Below are 14908 nucleotides of genomic sequence, written 5' to 3' on the forward strand. Positions count from 1 at the left end.
CGCCGACGCCAAAGTTTCTCTAAAGGCTCGCCATGACCCAGATCGCCCATCCCGACAGCATCCTCATCATCGATTTCGGCAGCCAGGTGACGCAGTTGATTGCGCGCCGCATCCGCGAGGCCGGGGTCTATTGCGAGATCCACCCGTTCCAGAACGCCGCTACGGCCTTCGAGAAGATGCAGCCGAAGGGCGTGATCTTCTCCGGCGGTCCGGCCTCGGTGACGGCGGAAGGCAGCCCGCGGGCGCCACAGGCGGTCTTCGACTCCGGAGTCCCGATCCTCGGCATCTGCTACGGTCAGCAGACGCTCTGCACCCAGCTCGGCGGCGTCGTCGAGGGCGGCCATGCGGCGGAGTTCGGCCGTGCCGATCTCGAGGTGAAGGCGGCGAGCCCGCTGTTCGAGGGCTTCTGGGAAGTCGGCGGACGCTATCCCGTCTGGATGAGCCACGGTGACCGGGTCACCAAACTCCCCGAGGGTTTTGAAGTCATCGCGACGTCGGAAAATGCGCCCTTCGCCATCGCCGCCGACGAGAGCCGCCGCTACTACACCACCATGTTCCACCCGGAAGTGGTGCATACGCCGGACGGCGCTAAGCTGCTCTCCAACTTCGTGCACAAGATCGTCGGCCTGAAGTCGGACTGGACCATGGCTGCCTATCGCGCCGAGATGATCCGCAAGATCAAGGAGCAGGTCGGCTCCGAGCGGGTCATCTGCGGCCTCTCCGGCGGCGTCGATTCATCCGTAGCGGCGGTGCTGATCCACGAGGCAATTGGCGACCAGCTGACCTGCATCTATGTCGACCACGGCCTGATGCGCCAAGGCGAGAGCGAGCAGGTGGTCGGCATGTTCCGCGACCACTACAACATCCCGCTCGTCCATGTGGACGCATCCGACCTCTTCCTGACGGAGCTCGCCGGCGTCACCGACCCGGAAGTCAAGCGCAAGACGATCGGCCGCCTGTTCATAGAAGTCTTCGACGCCGAAGCGACGAAGATCGCCGAGGACGGCAAGGGTGTCCCGAAATTCCTGGCCCAGGGCACGCTCTATCCGGACGTGATCGAAAGCGTCTCCTTCTCCGGCGGCCCTTCCGTCACCATCAAGAGCCACCATAATGTCGGCGGTCTGCCGGAGCGAATGAACATGCAGCTCGTAGAGCCGCTGCGCGAGCTCTTCAAGGACGAGGTTCGCGCGCTGGGCCGCGAACTCGGGCTGCCGGATTCGTTCATCGGCCGCCATCCCTTCCCGGGCCCGGGCCTCGCGATCCGCTGCCCCGGCGCCGTGACGCGCGAAAAGCTCGACATCCTGCGCAAGGCAGATGCCATCTATCTCGACGAGATCCGCAAGGCCGGTCTCTACGATACGATTTGGCAGGCGTTTGCGGTACTGCTGCCGGTACAGACGGTCGGGGTCATGGGCGACTACCGCACCTATGACTTCGTCTGCGCACTGCGCGCCGTTACCTCCGTGGACGGCATGACCGCCGACTTCTACCCCTACGACATGAACTTCCTCGGCCGCACCGCCACCCGCATCATCAACGAAGTGCGCGGCATCAACCGAGTGGTCTACGACGTAACGTCGAAGCCGCCCGGCACGATCGAGTGGGAATAGGCCGGCGTAGACAACATGCATCTCGTCCAGATCCTGCTGCCGACGACCGACGCATCTACCTCGCCATTCCCGCCCGAACTCTTCGTTTCCGTTCGCGATGAACTGACCCGCAAGTTCGGGGGGATGACCTTTCACCGCAGCGCTCCGGCTGAAGGCCTCTGGCTCAGTGACGATGGCGTCGAAAAGGATGCCATCGTTACGGCCGAGGTCATGGTGGATGCGATCGACCGCGAGTGGTGGGCACATTTCCGCGCGGATCTGGAGCGGCGCTTCGATCAGGACGAAATCGTCATCCGCGCCCTTCCGATCACCCGCATCTAAGCCGCTAGAAGGCGAAGGCCTGTTGGGATGAATCCCTGGCGCCGAGCCGTACCCCCTCCAGTTCCAGCATGCGCACCTTCGTGTCGGAGCCGCCGGGAGCCGAAAAGCCACCAAGCCTGCCACCGGCAGCCAGCACGCGATGGCATGGTATGATCAGCGGCAGCGGATTGTTCGCCATGGCCTGCCCGACCCTTCGCGCCGCCTCCGACCCCGCTCCGATTGCCTTCGCCAGAGCGCCGTAGCTCGTGGTCTCACCCCAGCCGACCCTTCGAAGAGCAAGATAGATCTCGCGGAAGAAGGCATCCTGTTCGGCCAGATCGAGGCGCAGCGCGGAAAACTCGACGGGTGCACCAGCGAAATAACGGCGGACAGTTTCGATGACAGCCTTGATCCCGGCCGATGGAATGTCCGGCGCCCCTTGGGGCAGGCGAAGCAGGATCATCCGCTCCACTGCGTCGGCACTTGTCATCGGCAGCTGGAAGCGGCTGATCCCCGCCTCGCTCCAGGCGATCGCGCAGAAGCCCGCCGATGTTTCGAAGACATAATAGTGATGGAGCCGCACGATGTTCATCCTCCGTTCTTCCGGAAGATCGTCCCGTTTCCCTCGAAATTCAACCCGCTTCTTGCCTGGACCTCGTCCTAGACGCGGATTGCCAGCCTCAAGCCGCCCCAGTGGCGTCCATTGACGAAGATGGGTGCCGAAATATCCTTCATCAGCACGAACTGGCCGCCGCCCATGTCGCGACGATAGGTCTGCAGCAGGAAGGGCTCGGTGTTGCGGCCAGCAGCAAGGCCGACCCGGTCGTTGAACATACGGCGGTTGCGGCAGTTCGCCGTGTTCCACTCCACGTCTCCGGGACGCTGCGGATGGGAGAACTTGCGATTGTGGGTCGGCAGGTAACCGTTTTCATCAACACAGGCGCAGAATGCCACGCGATCGTCGCTCGCTGCGGCTTTCTCCTGTATCGCCGGCAGGATAGCATCGGTCAGCTCGGTGAACCGCGTCATATATTGCACCGGTTCCGATCCGCGGATCGGCTGGTACTGTCGGTCGAAGAGCGCCGCCATATCGATGCGACCAGAGCGGACGGCTGCGTCGAACGCCGCCGAGACCTCGGCGGCCACGGACATGGCTGCCCGGATAAAGGGCGTATCGGGCGTTTCCGTACCCGCGCTCGCCGTCGCCTGGATGATGCGCTCGGAAATGGCGACCACCTCGCCCACCCGGCCTGACGTATCCTGCAGCTTGTCGTTCGACTTCAGGATGGCCGCTGCGGCCGTCGCGATCGAACCCGCGAATTCGTTGCATTGCCGGTCGACGGCCTCTGTCGTTCCCGCCAGCGAGGAAGCGCTGTCGAGGATCTGGGACATGACGTCTTCGACGCCCTTGAAGGAGCCCTGGACTTCCGTGGCCGTGGATTTCACGCCTTCGGCAGAGACACGCGCCTGATCCCCCGCCGCAACGAGCGCATCGATACGGGCTCCCAACTGCTCGAGGGTGGACTGGATGGACGCTGTGGTTTGCGACGTCTGCAGGGAAAGCGCCCGGACCTCGGCAGCAACGACGGCGAAGCCCTTGCCCGCGTCGCCGGCCCTGGCCGCTTCGATTGCCGCGTTCAGCGCAAGGAGGTTTGTCTGCCGCGCAATGGTGCCGATCGCATCGGCCAGTCGGCCGACATCGGCAAGAGCGATGGAAAAGGATTTGATCTCCTGGCCGATTTCCTGGGAGGCCGTCACCATGTGGTCTATGGCAGCGACCGAGCCGGTCAGCTGCTGCGCTTGTTCGCCAAGCACCTTCCGGGCGCTGGCAGCCAGCTTGTCCGTTTCGCCAAGAGACCGGGCAATATCTGCATTCGCCTCGGCAATCGCCCCGGCGGCCTGCGTCAGGCGCGAAAGCAGACTTGCATGTTCCGACGATTGGGCCGCCGTGTCTTGGATCGTGCCGGCAATATCGACGAGATGGAGGCCGAGGTCAGACGCTTCGAGCGCCAGTCTTGCCACAACGGCCTGAAGCTGGTCGGCATCAATAACCGCCTCGGCTGGCGGTTCATTCTCATCAAGAATCTGCGCAATAGCACCCACCGTCACCTCCCGGATATCGGGAGATAATCGCGCGGCAGGATTAACAAAGCGTGTAGATGCCTAATTGATGAGCGGCTGGCGCCAATTGCTCATCAGAGCTGGTCAAAGGCCTTCGGGTCGATGCCGAGGATAGCCAGGTCACGCTTGGCCGGCTTGCGATGGTTCTCGACGGCGTTCGATGCATTGACAGCCGCACCGAAGACAGCGAAGGCACGACCGAGGAAGCCGCCCGGGACATTCTTGCGTTGGTTCAACATGATGTGCTCCTTGTGTTGCCCAGAATGTGGGGCCATCGCCGTGATTGTGCAACGCACAAGAGAACATCTGAGCCATGCAGGCGGAGCATGGCTTTAGGCGAACCGGCAAGCTTGCACCTCCACCGGGTGGCTTGCTATCGCTTCTTCTTCACTGGAGATATCGTCTTGAGCATCACCATTTACGGTATCAAGAACTGCGACACGATGAAGAAGGCCCGCGGCTGGCTCGATGGCAAAAACGTGGCCTACCGGTTTCACGACTACAAGGCGGAGGGCATCGATCGCGGCAAGCTGGAGCATTGGATCGATGCGGTCGGCTGGGAGACGGTGCTGAACCGCGCCGGCACAACGTTCCGCAAGCTGGACGAGGCGGCGAAGGCCGGACTGGACGGGGACAAGGCGATCACGCTGATGCTGGATCAACCATCAATGATCAAGCGGCCGGTGCTCGAGATTGACGACAGGATCATCGTCGGCTTCAAGCCCGAGGTCTATGAGGCGCAGATCTGACTACTCCGCCTTGAGGGGCTGCCGAGAGACGAAGCGGCTTCAAATTTCGCGTCGTAGGCCCTATCTGTGGGCGACCTCCCGAAGACAGGATAGTGAACCGATGACCATTCATTCCGAGATCAGCAGCAGCGTCGACCCGGTCAGGCTCGAAAAGCTGGCGGAGGTGGCCGTCAAGGTCGGCCTGCAATTGCAGCGCGACCAGGATCTCGTCATGACGGCCCCGCTCGCCGCTCTGCCGCTGGTGCGGCTCATCACCAAGCATGCTTATTTGGCCGGCGCCGGTCTCGTGACCACCTTCTATTCGGATGAGGAGACGACGCTCGCCCGCTACGCGCACGCCCCGGATGCAAGCTTCGACAAGGCCTCCGGCTGGCTCTACGAAGGCATGGCGAAGGCCTATGCCAATGGTGCCGCGCGGCTGGCCATCGCCGGCGACAACCCGCTGCTGCTAGCGAGCCAGGATCCCGCCAAGGTTGCACGGGCAAACAAGGCCAATTCGATGGCCTACAAGCCGGCACTCGAGAAGATCTCGAACTTCGACATCAACTGGAACATCGTCTCCTATCCCAACCCGTCCTGGGCGACGATCGTCTTCCCAGGCGTTCCCGAGGAGGAAGCGGTGAGAAGGCTTGCCGACGCAATCTTCGCCGCATCGCGCGTCGATGTCGCCGATCCGATCGCCGCTTGGGCGGAGCACAACGCCAACCTGAAGAAGCGCTCGGGCTGGTTGAACGGCGAACGCTTCTCCGCCCTCCACTTCACCGGTCCCGGCACCGATCTGACCGTAGGTCTCGCAGACGGTCACGAATGGCATGGCGGCGCGTCGGTGGCCAGGAACGGCGTTACCTGCAACCCGAACATCCCGACCGAGGAGGTCTTTACCACCCCGCACGCCCTGAACGTCGAAGGACATGTGTCCTCGACGAAGCCGCTATCCCACCAGGGCACGCTGATCGACAATATTCAGGTCAGGTTCGAGGGGGGGCGTATAGTCGAAGCCAAGGCTTCGAAGGGCGAGGAAGTGTTGAACAAGGTGCTCGACACCGATGAAGGTGCCAGGCGCCTTGGCGAAGTGGCGCTGGTGCCGCACTCCTCGCCAATCTCGGCGAGCGGCATCCTCTTCTACAACACGTTGTTCGACGAGAATGCGTCCTGCCACATCGCGCTCGGCCAGTGCTATTCGAAGTGCTTCCTTGACGGCGCCACACTCAGTCAGGAGCAGATCGCGGCACAAGGCGGCAATTCGAGCCTCATCCACATCGACTGGATGATCGGCTCGGACAAGATCGACATCGACGGCATCAAGGCAGACGGCGCGCGCGTGCCGGTGATGCGCAAGGGCGAGTGGGCCTGAGCATCGGCTTGCGGCCGGAAATCATCGCCGGCCGGTCGTCGGTCACCGATAGTAGATGACCTTGCCGCCATTGGCTGCCGTCTGTACCCACAGCACGTTGTGTACTGCAATCTGGCGGCGCTCCAGCGCGTCCAACAGCGAAGGGTCGCCCATGACGATCTGCTGGGCGATCCGCATCCGTACCGGGATAAGGTAGTAGGACGGATGGCGTTCGTCTTCCGAACGACCCTCGGAGACCGAGATCGCCGTGACTCCGTCATTGTAGATCCGGCCGAACAGGAAGACGGAAACATCGCTCTGCCCGGCATTGGTCGGGCCAGCAATCGAAGCACCCATCAGGATGCCAATGGCAGCGGCAAGCAGGTTCCTTTTCATCGCGCACTCCCAAGAGGTCAGCAGGCGGACAGGACCGCCCTCTCCTCTTTACCTAGGCCAGCGCAGACGAATTTTAAGTGGTCGGGGGCCTGCGGCCCTCAGAACAGGCTACCCTGCTTCGGCGGCTCGCCGGATGGCGCCGCCCTTGCGGTGGGCTTCTTGCGGGCGGTCTCTGGGCCCGGTGGCGAGGCGGGAGGGCTGTCCCCGCAGGCGATCGTGTTGATCCGCTCGTCCGCGAACTCGATCTCCAGGAACTGTCCGACCGATACGTCCGAGGCACGCGTCAGCGGCCGGTTCTCGGGATCACGCACCACCGCATAGCCACGTTTCAACACGTTCTTGTAGGAGAGCGATTGCAGGACGCGATCCTGCCCCGTCACGAGGCCGCGGTTGCGTGTCAGGGCGTAGGACACCGCGGTATCCGCTTGGCGCATCAGGGCGGTCAGGTGCTGACGCTCGCGCTGCAGTTGGCCCGCCAGTCGGGCCGGCAATGCGCCAAGCGCAGTCGCGGCTTTCGCGACACGGCTATGCTCCTTCAGCATGTGCCGCTCAAGGCAGCGCTCCTTGCGCAGGACCTGCTCGCCGATGAAGCGGCGTCGCTCCGAGACACGGTTTGCCAGAATCTCGAGACGCAGCCCCGCGGTTGCCTGATCGAGGCTGCGACGCTTAACGACCGTAGTGCGCTCGAGGCCGCGGCCAAGACCGGCAGCCGCCTCGTCGAAGCGACGGCGCGGCAGCGCGAGCAACTGGTCGAGGGACGGCAGCGCACGAACGAGCGCGCGGACCGACTGGCGGCGATGGTCCATGTGCCGGCTGGCGCAGCCCCGCAGCCGCGCCGAAAGGCTTGCAACCTGCGCATCCAGTTCCGCCTTCACCGGGACCGCCATTTCGGCGGCACCCGTGGGTGTGGGCGCCCGCATATCGGCGGCGTGATCGATCAGCGTCCAGTCCGTCTCATGGCCAACCGCGGAGATGAGCGGGATCCGGCTTTCCGCTGCGGCGCGCACGACGGCTTCGTCATTGAAGCCCCAGAGGTCTTCGAGGCTGCCGCCGCCGCGCGCGACGATCAGCACGTCCGGCCGCTTCACAGGCCCCTCGGTCGGCATCTCGTTGAAGCCCCGGATTGCCGCAGCCACCTCGTCACCGGAACCTTCGCCCTGCACCTTCACCGGCCAGACGACCACGTGGACGGGGAAGCGGTCGGTGATGCGGTGCAGGATGTCGCGAATGACGGCGCCGGTCGGCGAGGTCACGACACCGATGACCTGCGGCATGAAGGGCAAGGGGCGCTTGCGGGCCTGATCGAAAAGGCCTTCCTCCGCCAGGCGGCGGCGCCGTTCCTCCAGGAGCGCCATCAGCGCGCCCGCGCCGGCCGGCTCCATATTCTCTATGACGATCTGATATTTCGACGAGCCAGGGAAGGTCGTCACCTTGCCGGTGGCGATGACCTCCATCCCCTCTTCCGGCTTGAACCGAAGGCGGGGGAAGGTTCCCTTCCAGATGACCGCATCGATTCGCGCCCGATCATCCTTCAGGCAGAAATAGGCATGGCCGGAGGAATGCTGTCCGCGATAGCCGGAAATCTCGCCCCGGACCCGAACATGGTCGAAGGCGGTCTCGACCGTCCGCTTGATCGAACCGGACAGTTCCGAAACCGTGACCTCGAGAAGATTTGTCTGCGAATCCCTGGCGGCAAAAGTGTTCATGCCTCCTTCTACAGGAAGGCGGCCGGCATTTCACCTGCCCGATGCGGGGATGTGGAAGCCGCTTCCCCGCACCGGGAACGATTGATGGCCGGCCCGCCTCTGCGATCGCACAGCACCTAACCCGTTGAGGGCGCGACACCTTTGCAATCAAGGCCTTGGACGGCAGGCGAAAAACGTCATGTCGAGTCATCCCCGCGGGAATGCATGGCCCGATAATGGCTGCAGAACCCACGGAGACCTCACATGCCCGATCGTTTTGCCAATGTCCAAACCTCCTTGTCCGGCCCCGCCTCCTCCGGCTTTGCCATCACGCCCCATGATGCAGCAGACCTGCCGGAAACCACCCGCGCGATCTATGTCGGCAGCGGGGGTGATCTCTGCCTCCGCATGCTCACCGGCGAAACCCTCACATTCGTGGGGATTTCACCGGCAAGCCTCTTGCCCGTCCGCGCCACGCGCATCCTTGCGACAGGCACGACGGCCGGTAACCTGGTGGGGCTGGTGTGATGGTATCGTTCTCGACCGGCCTGAACATGGCTGCCGTCAGGACCACCGGCACGGGGCTCGCCTTGGGTAAGGGCGGCAGTGCGGCGTCTCGCCTTCTCAACCTCATCCAGAGTGATGTCGGCACGGCACTGATCTGGGACTATGCCAGGACCGACCGCCGCTTCGCCACTCCAACCGGAGGTGCCAATCCTGCGGCGTCCGGTGATGTCGTCGGGCTGGACATGGACTGGTCTAGCCACGGCACGAGGACCTATGCGCAAGTCATTGCGGAAGGCGGGTACGCCGGACCTTCGGCCGTTCCCGGCAATCACGCGACCCAAGCCATTGGCGCAGCGAAGCCGAAATGGCAGGCGGGTCCGAAACCCTTCCTGCTCTACGACGGGATCGACGATCTGACGAACGTGCCGGGCCTGGTCCCTGGAGCTTCCGGAACGATCGTCTCGGCTTTCCGGGCAACTGCCGGCATTGCCGCGACGCAGGCGATGATTGCCGGCGGGACCTTCTCGGGCAACAAGCGGTGTCGGCTGGCCTTGACGGCGACCGGCCTTCCATCCTTCGTTTTCAATGACCAGATCATTAGTCTTCCCGGCTCGTCCGACATCCGCGGCACGGATGTGGTGATGATCCAGACATGGGGAAACGGGCGCCGCCGCTGCTACCTCAGCACTTACTCCGACCCGCTCGTCATCGACGAAGCACGGGTGGCAAACATGGACGGCGCGGGGAGCAGCTACAAGATCGGCTCTCTGGAAGGTGGCGCTTCCGACTTCTTCAGCGGACGCATCTACGGCACGTTGATCCGCTCCGTCGAGACAGCCAACGCCGACATCCGCAACATCGTGCTGCCCGCCTTCAGGAGCCTATATGCATGATCCTGGGACGCTACTGCCGGCTTGCTCCCCCAACCTCACGCCCGCTTCATCCGCAGGCAGTTCACCAGCCAGCCGGCTGCGGCACCTGCCGCCACGCCGAGGGTTTTCCACGCCGCGTCGCTGGCATCAGGGTGTCGGCTGACTGAAAGGAACTGGAGCGACTCGATAAACCAGACGGCGGCCATCAACAGAAGAACGCAAAGCCAGATCTTTCGAGGGAAAGCTAACGTGAAGACCGCCGTAACGATCATGAAGGCAAATGCCCGATCAATATCGGCAGTCGCGACGTCCGTTGGCCGGAGTTCGAGAGGGACGATCGTCACGACGACGATGGCCGCCAGAAGCCCCCAGGCCGCAATCTTCAAAATCTTGTCAGTCATCATCGCCTGATATTGTACGGGCGGCGGAGCCGCAAGGCGACCCGGTGTCGCCATTCTCACTTCAGGATCATGACCAATTCGGGCGGACAAGCCGCCATTGGCCGGAGGATCGCGCCGAGGGGCGAGGCCAATTCACCTCGTCGCTCCGTCCACCGTCACCACGCGGTAAACGACGAAGCCGTCACCCTCCCCCGTACCTCCGATCGGCGCCAAGTAGGTCGGGACATCGCCCCGCGCGAGCGCAGCATAGAGGCCATCCGGCTTCATCCGGATCAGCGACCGTGTTTGCGGGTCGCCGGCGCAGAAGGCAAGCAAGGTCACGCCGGCGCCCCGTAGGAAGGCTTCGCTCTCGGCCGGCGGGGCGAGCCCGATGTGCAGTTCCGTCAGCATGCCGCCCTGGTTGCGATGGTAGGGCGCCGCAAGCACCCGGTGGGCGGTGTAGCGGAGGATTTCGGCGCCGCTGTTGGACGGTGCGGCCACGACGCCCGGCTCCAGGCCCGCCAGAAGCGGCAGCCCGTCCTGTGCCGAGCATTCCCCCGGGATCGGTCGGGCGCCGCTGTCCTGGGTGAGCGTCTCCATGCCGAGCGATCCTTCGGCATTGTGGTCGATCAACGCACCCGCCAGCGCCCAGACGGCCGGTACCGCCATCAGGACTGTCATCACATAGGCGAAGGCCGCATTTGGGCTTTCCGGGTCCGCCTGCGAGCCGCGGCGGAGGTCGGCGATCAGGAGCGCCAGCGGCAGGATTGCCAGCATGTTGGCAAAGAAGAAGCCGCGAACCTGCACGAGAGCGACCATCCAGCTTGCCGCGATCAACAGCAGGAAGACGAGATGCGCCTCCCGGTCCTGGTCCTGCAGGATGCGGAAAAGGCAGACCATGGCGGCGAAGAAGCCGACGGCATAGTACCCGCCCAGCGCATGGGTATCGCGGGTTACGATGCCGACGATGGACTGTGCCTCGGTGACGGCGTCCAGCCACAGCGTCACCAGCATGGGATCGAGGTCGGCCAGCGGGCTGCCCAGGCATTGCGGGGCGATCAGCAGGGCGGCTGCAGCGAGTGCAACGGCGATGCCCGCAGCGGCAAAGAGGCGGCCACGGATGCCGTGATCGGCGGGCAGATAGGTTGCGCCCGCCAAGAGCGTACCGCCCATGGCGGCAAGGGCATAGAAGCCGAGCGAGAGGCTGTCGCATGTCACCACGCCGTAGCGGGCGGGCGGAATGGTCAGCAGGAAGGCCGCAGTGATCCCCAGTGCAAGGGAAACCCCGAAGGCACGGGCCGGCCGGGACATCGCGTCGCCGTGCCAGATCCATTGAAGGGCGACGCAGAGGCAAGCGACCGCCACCACCGGCACCGTCTCCGCTCCGATTGCGATCGCAAGCGCGGCAACCGCCCCGGCCGTGCCATAGCTCCACGCGCGGCGGTCAGGATCGACGAGCATGGCCGCAATCCACACCACCAGGACCGACTGGATGTTGTGATGGTCGATCGAGCCGGGGTGGAAGCGGATATTGGTGAAGGCGAAAAGGCTGCCCAGACCGAGCGCGATGTTCATCGCCACCGGACCCGAAAGGCGTCCAGCGGCAAGCCCGATCGGGTAAAGGAGGCAGGGGATGAGCAGCAGTGGCCAGACGGTGAGCGCCAGGGCTTCTGCCTGATCCTGCGGCAGGACCAGCGTTCCCATCCGGATCAATGCCCCGATCGGCAGGTCCACGAGCCGCGACCAGTGCATCAAGGTGCCACCGTCGAGGCCCAGCCGGTACTGCGTGAGGTCGAACCAGCCTTGCCCCGCGAGAAGGTCCCTCACCTGTACCAGGCGCATCACATCGTCATTGTCGGGACCGACATAGTCCGTTGCGGAGGGGACGAACATCGCCAGCATGACGGCGATCGTCACCAGCGTGTAGAGGAGACTGAGCAGCCCGGGACGCACCGACAGTGGCCGGCGTTCAGGCTGTGCTTGCTGCAGATGTGCGGCCGCGGCGTCTGGCATCGGCTTCCGGTGTGTTGTTTTCTCGGCGGAAACCTAGCCTTAACCTTCCCAAGAAATAGTAAAGCCGCCGCGCCGGACGAACCTGCGCCGATTTTCCGGGTAGCGAGTGAAAATCATGACCGTCAGTTCCGTCGACATCGCGATCCTTCTCCCCTGCTACAATGAGGCAGCCACGATCGGCGACGTGGTGCTCGGCTTCCGCGCCGCTCTGCCGGCGGCGCGCATCTACGTCTACGACAACAATTCCACCGACGGGACGGCGCTGAAGGCGATGCTCGCCGGCGCCCACGTGGTGCGTGAACGGCGGCAAGGCAAAGGCCATGTCGTCAGGCGCATGTTCGCAGACATCGACGCCGACATCTACATCATGGCCGATGGCGACGGCACCTATGCTCCCGCCGACGCAGAGGAGCTTGTACGCACGCTCTTGACCGAGAGGGCCGACATGGTGGTCGGCACCCGCCGGGGTGTGCTTGCGGACGCGGGGCGTCAAGGCCACGCGGCGGGCAACCGCCTCTTCAATCTTCTCTACCGGACGATTTTCGGCCGCGACTTTACCGACATCTTCTCCGGCTACCGCGCCTTTTCCCGCCGTTTCGTGAAGAGCTTCCCGGCAGTCTCCGGCGGGTTCGAGATCGAAACCGAGATGTCGGTCCATGCCTCGCGGCTCAAGCTCCCGGTCAGCGAGATCGAACTACACTACGGTCGCCGGCCGGAGGGCTCGCATTCGAAACTGTCGACCTTCCGCGATGGCAGCCGCATCCTCTGGATGTTCGCCATGCTGATGAAGGAAACGCGTCCGTTCGTCTTCTTCGGGCTGATCAGCGGCGCGGTCCTGGCCGCAAGCATTGCCTTCATGCTGCCGGTCCTGGCGGAATACTTCCACACCGGCTTCGTCAGCCGTGTGCCGACCTGGATCCTGTCGATGGCGCTGATGATGGTGTCACTGCTCGTCTTCACGGCGGGGCTCATCCTCGACTCGCTCTCGAGGGCCCGCAACGAACAGCTTCGGCTTTCCTATATCAGCCAGCCCGGCCTCGTCAGCACGGCGTCCCGGGACGCGGAAGCCGTCTCGCCGGCCAAAACATCGCGCCGCGCCGACGCCGCATGAGAAGGCTCGCCTGGTTCGTGATCGCCGGCGGAACCGGCTTCGCGATCGATGCGGGGCTGACGCATCTCCTGATCGCATTTACGCCAGCGAGCCCGTTCCTCGCCCGTATTCCGGCGATCATGGCGGCCATGGCTGCCACCTGGTTCCTCAACCGCAGTTTCACCTTCGGCCGTTCATCCTCGTCGCTCGCGGCAGAAGGCTTCCGCTACTGGGCGGTCGGCGTCACCGCAGCGCTTCTGAACTACGCCGTCTACTCGGCGCTGATCTACCGCTTGCCCATACAACCGGTAGCGGCGATCGTCTTTGCCTCGATCGCCGCCATGGCCTACAGTTTCTTCGGCTATTCCCGCTTCGTCTTCGGACGCTGACGGCTAGACGGTTTCCCATCCGTCATGGCTGCTGGCCCGATAGATCGCATCGATGAAGCGCTGGTTCTTCACCGAATTCTCAAGCGTCACCACCTCGGCTTTCTCGCCTGCGACGGCGCGTGAGAAGGCTTCGGCCTGGCGCCGGTACTGACGGCTGTCCTGGAAGCGGAAAATCTGTGACTCGGTGTGCTTCTGGTTGGTAAGTTCAATCTCCTCGGCACCCCAGCGCTCGGCATTGAAGGGCGACTTCACTTCGATATAACCCTCGGTTCCGTGGAAGACCATGACCTGCCGGTTTGCCATCTGGGTGGCCACATAGAAGCTCATCTCGAAATCGCCGAAGTCCGCCTTGACGCTCGAATAGATGTCGGTGCCAAACTCGGCATCCCGCTCCGTGACAGCCTGCACCCGCAGAGGCTCGCGACCGGTGGCGAAGCGGGTCGTGATCGCCGGGTAGACGCCGATATCGGGCAGCGCACCGCCGCCGAGTTCGGGGATATTGCGCATATTGCCGGCATCGCGATTGAAATAGGTAAAAGCACCCTGGACGTGACGCAGACGGCCGATCGCTCCTTCGGCGATCAACTCGCGAACCTTCAGCCAGACCGGTGCATAGGTCACCATGAAGGCTTCGGCGATCAGCACTCTGTTGCGATCCCGCGCCGCGATCAGCGCATCGATATCGTCGGCCTTGAGCGCAATGGGCTTTTCGCACAGCACGTGCTTGCCGGCATCGGCGGCCTTGATGGACCATTCCACATGCTGGCTCGTCGGTAGCGGGATATAGACCGCGTCAATCACGTCCGAGGCCAGCATCTCCTCGTAGGAACCGAAGGCGTGCGGCACCGAGAACCGGTCGGCCATGTCCCGGGCCTTGGCGAGATCGCGACTGGCGACGGCGGTGACGACACAGTTCTCCGCATCCTGCAGCGACAACACGACGATGTCCCGACCGATCTTTGCCGTCGACAGAATTCCAAAACGCAACATCGTCATCTCCTCGCTTGATTTGCCGGCGCACCATAGGGTCGCAACCGGGCGGTTGCAACGATGCCGTAGGGGAGGAGACGGCGCAGATGCTCCCTGCACGATCATCACGACTGCGCTGGCACAAAAGCCGTCGCCGCTTGTTCTAGACCTCATCAGGAGGTGCATCATGACCAAGGACCAGATGATCACGGGCGGCATGAACGACAGGCCGCGGCAGGATACGATCGCCCAATCCGGAGCGGGCATCCCGGACGACAGCAGCCGGCCGATCGAGGCAGACGATGCAACTATCGGACGCGTTCGCGAAGACCTCTCCGGCGGCAGTGCGCGAGAGCGATTGAAGGAAGAGGTCCAGGAAGAGATCGAGAAGCCGCAACGGGGCACTGCCTGACGGCAGCCTCGGGTTGCTCGCTCTCCTCAGCGGAACAGTTCGCAGTGGAGAACGTTAAGTGAACATCACAAACCGAGAGGGT

The 14908-nt window shown here is 63.7% G+C and carries 17 protein-coding genes; 9 read left to right on the forward strand and 8 right to left on the reverse strand.

Annotated features, from left to right (window positions below; all coding sequences use genetic code 11):
- Window positions 1-32: 32 nt before the first annotated feature.
- Together guaA and ACEPP2_RS03175 are read left to right on the forward strand one after the other, a co-directional pair.
- Entirely contained in the window at window positions 33-1610 is a 1578-nt protein-coding gene (gene guaA, locus ACEPP2_RS03170) for a glutamine-hydrolyzing GMP synthase (RefSeq protein WP_281978195.1), read from the forward strand.
- Window positions 1611-1625: 15 nt separating this feature from the next.
- Window positions 1626-1931, forward strand: a complete 306-nt coding sequence (locus ACEPP2_RS03175) for a hypothetical protein (RefSeq protein WP_395515755.1) — start codon at window positions 1626-1628, stop codon at window positions 1929-1931.
- Between the two features lie 4 nt (window positions 1932-1935).
- Here ACEPP2_RS03175 and ACEPP2_RS03180 read toward each other — a convergent pair whose 3' ends face one another.
- From ACEPP2_RS03180 to ACEPP2_RS03190, 3 genes are all read right to left on the reverse strand, one after another.
- Window positions 1936-2502, reverse strand: coding sequence for a methylated-DNA--[protein]-cysteine S-methyltransferase (locus tag ACEPP2_RS03180; RefSeq protein ID WP_281978197.1), 567 nt, complete (start codon window positions 2500-2502; stop codon window positions 1936-1938).
- Between the two features lie 68 nt (window positions 2503-2570).
- Window positions 2571-4013, reverse strand: coding sequence for a methyl-accepting chemotaxis protein (locus ACEPP2_RS03185; RefSeq protein WP_395515756.1), 1443 nt, complete (start codon window positions 4011-4013; stop codon window positions 2571-2573).
- Window positions 4014-4105: 92 nt separating this feature from the next.
- Complete coding sequence (locus ACEPP2_RS03190; RefSeq protein WP_183949992.1) at window positions 4106-4270, reverse strand: hypothetical protein; 165 nt, start codon at window positions 4268-4270, stop codon at window positions 4106-4108.
- Window positions 4271-4435: 165 nt separating this feature from the next.
- Between ACEPP2_RS03190 and ACEPP2_RS03195 the strand changes: the two genes are divergently transcribed.
- Both ACEPP2_RS03195 and ACEPP2_RS03200 read left to right on the forward strand, forming a co-directional pair.
- Window positions 4436-4780, forward strand: coding sequence for an ArsC family reductase (locus tag ACEPP2_RS03195; RefSeq protein WP_142588590.1), 345 nt, complete (start codon window positions 4436-4438; stop codon window positions 4778-4780).
- A gap of 100 nt (window positions 4781-4880) precedes the next feature.
- Entirely contained in the window at window positions 4881-6134 is a 1254-nt protein-coding gene (locus ACEPP2_RS03200) for an aminopeptidase (RefSeq protein WP_395515757.1), read from the forward strand.
- 42 nt (window positions 6135-6176) lie between these two features.
- Here ACEPP2_RS03200 and ACEPP2_RS03205 read toward each other — a convergent pair whose 3' ends face one another.
- On the reverse strand, window positions 6177-6509 hold the full coding sequence (locus tag ACEPP2_RS03205) for a hypothetical protein (RefSeq protein ID WP_077547387.1): 333 nt from the start codon (window positions 6507-6509) through the stop codon (window positions 6177-6179).
- Window positions 6510-6607: 98 nt separating this feature from the next.
- Window positions 6608-8215: an exodeoxyribonuclease VII large subunit gene (gene xseA / locus ACEPP2_RS03210; protein WP_281978200.1), complete on the reverse strand. Its 1608-nt coding sequence runs from the start codon at window positions 8213-8215 to the stop codon at window positions 6608-6610.
- 243 nt (window positions 8216-8458) lie between these two features.
- On the opposite strand from xseA, the gene ACEPP2_RS03215 reads away from it, so the two are divergent.
- Both ACEPP2_RS03215 and ACEPP2_RS03220 read left to right on the forward strand, forming a co-directional pair.
- Window positions 8459-8722, forward strand: coding sequence for a spike base protein, RCAP_Rcc01079 family (locus tag ACEPP2_RS03215; protein ID WP_077547385.1), 264 nt, complete (start codon window positions 8459-8461; stop codon window positions 8720-8722).
- Window positions 8722-9594 carry a hypothetical protein gene (locus ACEPP2_RS03220; protein ID WP_395515758.1) on the forward strand — a complete coding sequence of 291 codons (873 nt, stop codon included), beginning with the start codon at window positions 8722-8724 and terminating at the stop codon, window positions 9592-9594. Before ACEPP2_RS03215 ends, ACEPP2_RS03220 begins: the two co-directional genes overlap by 1 nt.
- Window positions 9595-9629: 35 nt before the next feature.
- Here the strand turns inward: ACEPP2_RS03220 and ACEPP2_RS03225 are convergent, their stop codons facing one another.
- Both ACEPP2_RS03225 and ACEPP2_RS03230 read right to left on the reverse strand, forming a co-directional pair.
- The gene (locus tag ACEPP2_RS03225) at window positions 9630-9974 is read right to left on the reverse strand and encodes a VanZ family protein (protein WP_142588594.1); all 345 of its coding nucleotides are present in this window, start codon (window positions 9972-9974) and stop codon (window positions 9630-9632) included.
- Window positions 9975-10106: 132 nt separating this feature from the next.
- Complete coding sequence (locus ACEPP2_RS03230; protein WP_395515759.1) at window positions 10107-11966, reverse strand: hypothetical protein; 1860 nt, start codon at window positions 11964-11966, stop codon at window positions 10107-10109.
- A 115-nt stretch (window positions 11967-12081) separates the two neighbouring features.
- Here ACEPP2_RS03230 and ACEPP2_RS03235 point away from each other — a divergent pair, with 115 nt between their 5' ends.
- Window positions 12082-13077: a glycosyltransferase gene (locus ACEPP2_RS03235; RefSeq protein WP_077547382.1), complete on the forward strand. Its 996-nt coding sequence runs from the start codon at window positions 12082-12084 to the stop codon at window positions 13075-13077.
- Complete coding sequence (locus tag ACEPP2_RS03240) at window positions 13074-13445, forward strand: GtrA family protein (RefSeq protein ID WP_077547381.1); 372 nt, start codon at window positions 13074-13076, stop codon at window positions 13443-13445. Before ACEPP2_RS03235 ends, ACEPP2_RS03240 begins: the two co-directional genes overlap by 4 nt.
- 3 nt (window positions 13446-13448) lie before the next feature.
- Here ACEPP2_RS03240 and ACEPP2_RS03245 read toward each other — a convergent pair whose 3' ends face one another.
- Window positions 13449-14435, reverse strand: coding sequence for a Gfo/Idh/MocA family protein (locus ACEPP2_RS03245; protein ID WP_395515760.1), 987 nt, complete (start codon window positions 14433-14435; stop codon window positions 13449-13451).
- A 166-nt stretch (window positions 14436-14601) separates the two neighbouring features.
- Here ACEPP2_RS03245 and ACEPP2_RS03250 point away from each other — a divergent pair, with 166 nt between their 5' ends.
- Window positions 14602-14826: a hypothetical protein gene (locus ACEPP2_RS03250; RefSeq protein ID WP_077547379.1), complete on the forward strand. Its 225-nt coding sequence runs from the start codon at window positions 14602-14604 to the stop codon at window positions 14824-14826.
- Window positions 14827-14908: the final 82 nt, after the last annotated feature.

The sequence above is a fragment of the Pseudorhizobium flavum genome (genome assembly GCF_044142885.1).
Taxonomy (GTDB): Bacteria; Pseudomonadota; Alphaproteobacteria; order Rhizobiales; family Rhizobiaceae; genus Neorhizobium; species Neorhizobium flavum.

Excerpts from the sequence above, each read along its gene's own strand:
- ACEPP2_RS03240 (WP_077547381.1), top strand. The coding sequence starts at position 13,074 with ATGAGAAGGCTCGCCTGGTTCGTGATCGCCGGCGGAACCGGCTTCGCG.
- ACEPP2_RS03225 (WP_142588594.1), bottom strand. The coding sequence starts at position 9,974 with ATGACTGACAAGATTTTGAAGATTGCGGCCTGGGGGCTTCTGGCGGCC.
- xseA (WP_281978200.1), bottom strand. The coding sequence starts at position 8,215 with ATGAACACTTTTGCCGCCAGGGATTCGCAGACAAATCTTCTCGAGGTC.
- ACEPP2_RS03215 (WP_077547385.1), top strand. The coding sequence starts at position 8,459 with ATGCCCGATCGTTTTGCCAATGTCCAAACCTCCTTGTCCGGCCCCGCC.
- ACEPP2_RS03220 (WP_395515758.1), top strand. The coding sequence starts at position 8,722 with ATGGTATCGTTCTCGACCGGCCTGAACATGGCTGCCGTCAGGACCACC.
- ACEPP2_RS03180 (WP_281978197.1), bottom strand. The coding sequence starts at position 2,502 with ATGAACATCGTGCGGCTCCATCACTATTATGTCTTCGAAACATCGGCG.
- ACEPP2_RS03190 (WP_183949992.1), bottom strand. The coding sequence starts at position 4,270 with ATGTTGAACCAACGCAAGAATGTCCCGGGCGGCTTCCTCGGTCGTGCC.
- ACEPP2_RS03200 (WP_395515757.1), top strand. The coding sequence starts at position 4,881 with ATGACCATTCATTCCGAGATCAGCAGCAGCGTCGACCCGGTCAGGCTC.
- ACEPP2_RS03245 (WP_395515760.1), bottom strand. The coding sequence starts at position 14,435 with ATGTTGCGTTTTGGAATTCTGTCGACGGCAAAGATCGGTCGGGACATC.
- ACEPP2_RS03235 (WP_077547382.1), top strand. The coding sequence starts at position 12,082 with ATGACCGTCAGTTCCGTCGACATCGCGATCCTTCTCCCCTGCTACAAT.
- guaA (WP_281978195.1), top strand. The coding sequence starts at position 33 with ATGACCCAGATCGCCCATCCCGACAGCATCCTCATCATCGATTTCGGC.
- ACEPP2_RS03175 (WP_395515755.1), top strand. The coding sequence starts at position 1,626 with ATGCATCTCGTCCAGATCCTGCTGCCGACGACCGACGCATCTACCTCG.
- ACEPP2_RS03205 (WP_077547387.1), bottom strand. The coding sequence starts at position 6,509 with ATGAAAAGGAACCTGCTTGCCGCTGCCATTGGCATCCTGATGGGTGCT.
- ACEPP2_RS03250 (WP_077547379.1), top strand. The coding sequence starts at position 14,602 with ATGACCAAGGACCAGATGATCACGGGCGGCATGAACGACAGGCCGCGG.
- ACEPP2_RS03230 (WP_395515759.1), bottom strand. The coding sequence starts at position 11,966 with ATGCCAGACGCCGCGGCCGCACATCTGCAGCAAGCACAGCCTGAACGC.